The organism is Deinococcus pimensis DSM 21231, from assembly GCF_000519345.1.
GTDB classification, from domain to species: Bacteria; Deinococcota; Deinococci; order Deinococcales; family Deinococcaceae; genus Deinococcus_A; species Deinococcus_A pimensis.
Window position 1 is genome coordinate 83,742 of the sequence record NZ_KI912657.1, and the last position, 4,667, is coordinate 88,408.

The 4,667-nt window shown below is 71.8% G+C and carries 4 protein-coding genes; 2 read left to right on the forward strand and 2 right to left on the reverse strand.

Annotated features, from left to right (window positions below; all coding sequences use genetic code 11):
* Positions 1 to 206: 206 nt before the first annotated feature.
* The gene (locus DEIPI_RS31970; RefSeq protein WP_045234534.1) at positions 207 to 860 is read right to left on the reverse strand and encodes a YqhA family protein; all 654 of its coding nucleotides are present in this window, start codon (positions 858 to 860) and stop codon (positions 207 to 209) included.
* Positions 861 to 1,022: 162 nt separating this feature from the next.
* Here DEIPI_RS31970 and DEIPI_RS0116645 point away from each other — a divergent pair, with 162 nt between their 5' ends.
* Complete coding sequence (locus DEIPI_RS0116645) at positions 1,023 to 1,382, forward strand: hypothetical protein (protein ID WP_027482512.1); 360 nt, start codon at positions 1,023 to 1,025, stop codon at positions 1,380 to 1,382.
* 43 nt (positions 1,383 to 1,425) lie between these two features.
* On the opposite strand, the gene DEIPI_RS0116650 is transcribed toward DEIPI_RS0116645, so the two are convergent.
* On the reverse strand, positions 1,426 to 1,803 hold the full coding sequence (locus DEIPI_RS0116650) for a hypothetical protein (protein ID WP_245588586.1): 378 nt from the start codon (positions 1,801 to 1,803) through the stop codon (positions 1,426 to 1,428).
* 144 nt (positions 1,804 to 1,947) lie between these two features.
* Here DEIPI_RS0116650 and DEIPI_RS31975 point away from each other — a divergent pair.
* On the forward strand, positions 1,948 to 4,667 hold a 2,720-nt coding region (locus DEIPI_RS31975; protein ID WP_045234535.1), incomplete at its 3' end, for a PAS domain-containing protein.

A 4,667-nucleotide genomic window follows, 5' to 3' on the forward strand; every position in this document is an offset into this window, starting at 1 on the left:
GGCGGGCGCGGGCGCGCCGCGCGGGAGCAGCAGCAGCGCGGGGACGTCCTGCGTGCCGAAGCGCAGCACGAGGTGGGCGCGCGTACCGCCGGGCACTTCGGTGACGGTAGCGGACGTGACGACGGTGTCCGGCATGCCCGAGCCTACGGGAAGGCGTGGCGCGCGCACGTGACAGCGCGGTCAGGGAGGCTTGACGCTCGCGGTCCTCACTCGCCGTCGGCGGATCGGCGCCCGTCGAGCAGATCGTCGGTGATGACGCGCTGCTCGTGGTCCTCCTCGAAGAGTTCCTTCTGCGCGCGGGCGGTCACGTCGGGATTCTTCGCCTGCTGCGCCTCCTTCGCCTGATGGCTGTAGCGCTGGAAGAACACCAGCGCGAACACCACCACGGCGAGCGCCCCGCCGAACTGCAGGGTCTCGAGGGGTTCGTCCCAGCGGACGAAGTGCTCCAGGAAGGTCACGGCGAGAATGACGATGACCACGCTGACGATCTTGTCCTCGAGGTCGTTGAGGGTCTCCACGCCGAGGGACGCGGTGAGGTTGAGCGGCGCGATGAACAGGCTGTAGAGGCCCACGCCGATGATGTAGAACACGACGGCCTTGAGCATCGTGCTGACGATCTCCAGGAACTCGATGGTGAGGGTCGTGGCGGTGAACTTCCCGTCGGAGACCGCCACGAGGGCCTCCCAGATGCCCGTGAAGGCCTGCACCACCCCGATCAGGAAGAGGGCCACCGCGACGAGCAGCACGGACACCACGGCGAGCAGCACGACGAAGCGTGACTGCCCGACGGCGCGGCTGAAGGGCGTGGGGGGGCGGCCCGCGTGGCCGCGGTCGGCGGGGTCGTCGGCGCGTCGGCTCATGCGGTCACCCTACCCCGCCTCGCCCCGGCGCACCACGCCCGGAGATGACGCACCCACGAACACTCAACCATTCTCCAAGGTCGGGCGCGCCGCGCGTCATGATCGTGCCCCGGGCTTGGTGTGAAGTGGGTCCGACGGACACTCGACGCTCTGGAGGTTGCGATGGCGTACACGGTGATGTTGTGGCTCGTGAATCCGGGCCCGCAGGTCTACGAGGCGGCGGCGGACGCGCTCACGCACGGGGAGGCGCGGTCGCGCATGCCGGGCGCGATGTCGGGTGTCACGGAACCCCCGGCGGCGACGAGGCTGGTGTACGGCGTGTTCGACACGCCGACGGACGCGGAACTCGCGCTCGCGGAGGTGGAGGCGCAACTCGCGGGCAACCGGCCCGTGCGGGTCGCGCAGCGTTCGGGGCACGTGTTCCTCGTGCCGGCACACCGGGTGCACTACGCGGTCGTCGCGGAGGTCGTGCGCCCGAAGGACGTGCAGGACGAGACGGGGGAGCGCGAGCAGACGTATTGAGCACGACCGGGAGGAGGGCGCGCCCTCCTCCCGGTCTCACGTGTTACTCCGCCTTCTGGTGGTGGTACTCGCTGATGTGGTCGTAGACGCGCTGAGGGAAGTCCAGGTCGCGGTAGACGTTGCCGGCGTCGGGATCGTGGGCGTCGGGCAGGATGGGGAAGTCCTGCTTCTGCATGTACTCCAGGATCTTCTCGCGGCGCGGCGGGTTGTAGTCGTGGGCGTTCACCTGCTCCACGAGGGTGCGCGCGTCCTCCTGGGAGAAGTCGCGGTCGTTCGCGAGCCTCCCGACGAGCTCGTCCTCCGTCATGAAGTGCCGGGCGACGATCGCGAAGACGAGGCGGCCGTAGTGCCCGATGTCCTCGCCGCGCTCCAGCGCGCCGAGCAGGTGGTTCATCATGCCGTTCTTCCGAAGTTCATCCATAGCCATAACTTCACCTCTGCCGTTCAGTCTGGAGCGTAACGAGGAGGCCCGCGTGGCAGGACGCTGAGGAGGTCTTCACGCAGTCCGTTCTCAGGAAACCTTAAGGTCCGGGCGAAGCGCGCGTGGGTTGTCTAGCATGCAGGTGTGCCGCGACACTCCCGCGCCCTGCAGGCCGGACGGGCCGACACCGCGTTCCTCGACACGCTCTTCGAGCACGCGACGGCGGCCCACGCCTTCTACGACGCCGACCTGCGCTTCGTCCGCGTCAACGACGCCTTCGCCCGCCTCACCGGTCTGCCCGCCGAGGAGCACCCGGGCCGGACCCTCGCGGAGGTCGTCCCGCTCATCCCGCCCGGCCTGGTGCAGGCCTACCGACGCACCCTGCAGACCGGCGTGCCCCTGAGGGGCTATGAGTACGTCGTGCCCGGCCACGAGCCCGACGGGGACATCCACCGCCGCGCCGACGCCAGCGTCGTACGCGGTGCGGCGGGCGCCGTGCTCGGGCTCGTCGTGACCGTCGAGGACGTCACCGAGCAGGTTCGCGCGCTTCGCGCCCGCCGCCGCAGCGAGGCCCGCACGGCGCGCCTTCAGGTCCTCACGGGCGCGCTCGGGGGGGCCGTCACGCCCGAGCAGGTCCGCGAGATCGTCCTGCGCGAGGGAAGCCGCGCCGCCGGGGCGTACGGCGCGGCCATCGTGACCCCCGAGGGAGAGGAGGACCTGCTCGTGATGGGCGCGAGCGGGTACGACGGGGACACGCTGGAACGCTGGCGCCGCCTTCCCGCCGGGGGCCGACTTCCCGTCGTGCAGGCGATGAGGACCCGTGAGGCCGTCTTCTGCACCGCGGCGGACGTGGCGCGTGACTTCTCCGACCTGACGCCCCACCTGCAGCCCCAGACGCTCGCCGTGGCGGCGCTGCCGCTTCTGGCGGGTGACCGACTCCTCGGCGCGCTCACCCTGAGTTTCGCGGACGCCCGGGACGCCGCGCCCGAACAGCGTCCCTTCGTGCGCGCGGTCGCCGAGCAGTGCGCGCAGGCCCTCGACCGGGCCCGGCTCTTCGACGAGCAGCGGCAGGCCGGGGAGCGGGCGGCGCTGCTCGCCCGGGTGGGCGAGACCCTCTCGGAGTCCCTCGACGTCCGCGAGACCCTCGACCGGGTCGCGTCGCTCGCGGTGCGCTTCGTCGCGGACTGGTGCGCCGTGTACGTCCCGAACGAGGACTTCGACCGGCTCCCGCCCCAGGCGCAGCGGCTCCTGCCCGTCGCGGTCGCGCACGACGATCCCACCAGGGTGGAGGTGCTGCGCGCGCTGATCGAGCGTTACCCCAGCGACCCGTCGTCGCCGCTCAGCAACGAGGCGGTGCTGCGCTCGGGGCTGCCCGTCCTCATCGAGCGAATCCCGGAGGACGCGGTGGAGCAGATTCCCGATCCGGAACGCCGCGAGATGGTACGCGCGCTCGGCCTGCACTCCATGCTCAGCGTGCCGCTCATGGCCCATGGACGGCGCGTCGGGGTGCTCGGCATGGCCACGTCCCGTCCGGAGCGGACTCTCACGCGCGACGACCTCGAGCTGGCCGAGGAGATCGCGCGCCGCGCGGCGCTCGCGCTGGACAACGCGCAACTCTACGAGGTCGCGCGCCGCACCGGGGAGCGCTACCGCTCGCTCGTGGACGCCACCCGGCAGACGGTCTGGACGACCGACGCGCGCGGCGTCCTGACGGGAGAGCAGCCCGGCTGGTCCGCGCTGACCGGGCAGACCCGCTTCGACGAGGGCGGGGAGGGCTGGGCCCAGCACGTCCACCCTGACGACCGCGAACGCGCCCTGCAGGCGTGGCGCCGCAGCGTGCGCGAGCGCGACGTCTACGAGGTGGAACTGCGCATGCGGGTCCGCGGCGGGGACGAACGCCACTTCCACGTGCGCGCCGTGCCGATCACCGCGCCCGACGGCGAGATCGTCGAGTGGGTCGGGGTGCACACGGACGTCACGGAGCGCGTGGAGGCCGAGCGCGCCCTGCGTGACCTCAACGCCACGCTCGAGGCCCGCGTGCGCGAGCGTACGCGCGCGCTGGAGGTGAGCGAGCGGCGCTTCCGCGGCATCTTCGACAGCCAGTTCCAGTTCATCGGCCTGATGCGTCCCGACGGGGTCATCCTGGAGGCGAACCGGACCGCGCTGGACTTCGGCGGTGTCACGTCCGAGGACGTGATCGGAAAGTTCCTGTGGGACTCCCCCTGGTGGGCCACCACGGAGGAAGCCCGCCACGATCTGCGGAAGGCCGTGGCGCGCGCGGCGCTCGGGGAGACGGTGCGCTACGACGTGGACGTGCGCGGCGCGGGCGGCGTCACCGCGCTCATCGACTTCTCGCTCAAGCCCGTCACGGACGAGCGCGGTGACGTCGTCATGATCATCCCCGAGGGCCGCGTCATCGACGAGGAACGCCGCACGGCGGCGCTGCTCGCGGCGGTCGTGTCGGGCGCGCCGCTCATCCTGTACGCCGTGGACGCGGACGGAACGTTCCTCCTGCACGAGGGCGCGGCGCTCGCGTCGGTGGGCCTGAAACCGGGCGCGTTCGTGGGCCGCAACATGCGCGAGCTCTTCCGCGACCAGCCGGACGTGGCCCGCCCGCTGGAACGCGCCCTGCGCGGAGAGACCTTCAAGAGTCGCGGCGCGTACGAAGGACGCACCTTCGAGAGCTGGTACACGCCGATGCTGGACGCGCGCGGCGGCGTGTCCGGCATGATCGGCGTGACCGTCGACGTGAGCGAACGCGAGGAGGCCGAGCGGCGGCGCGAGGAGGCGCTCGAACGGGCCGAGGTGCTCGCGGCGCTCGGTGACGCCCTGCAGGTCGCGAGCACCCCGGAGGAGGCGGCGAG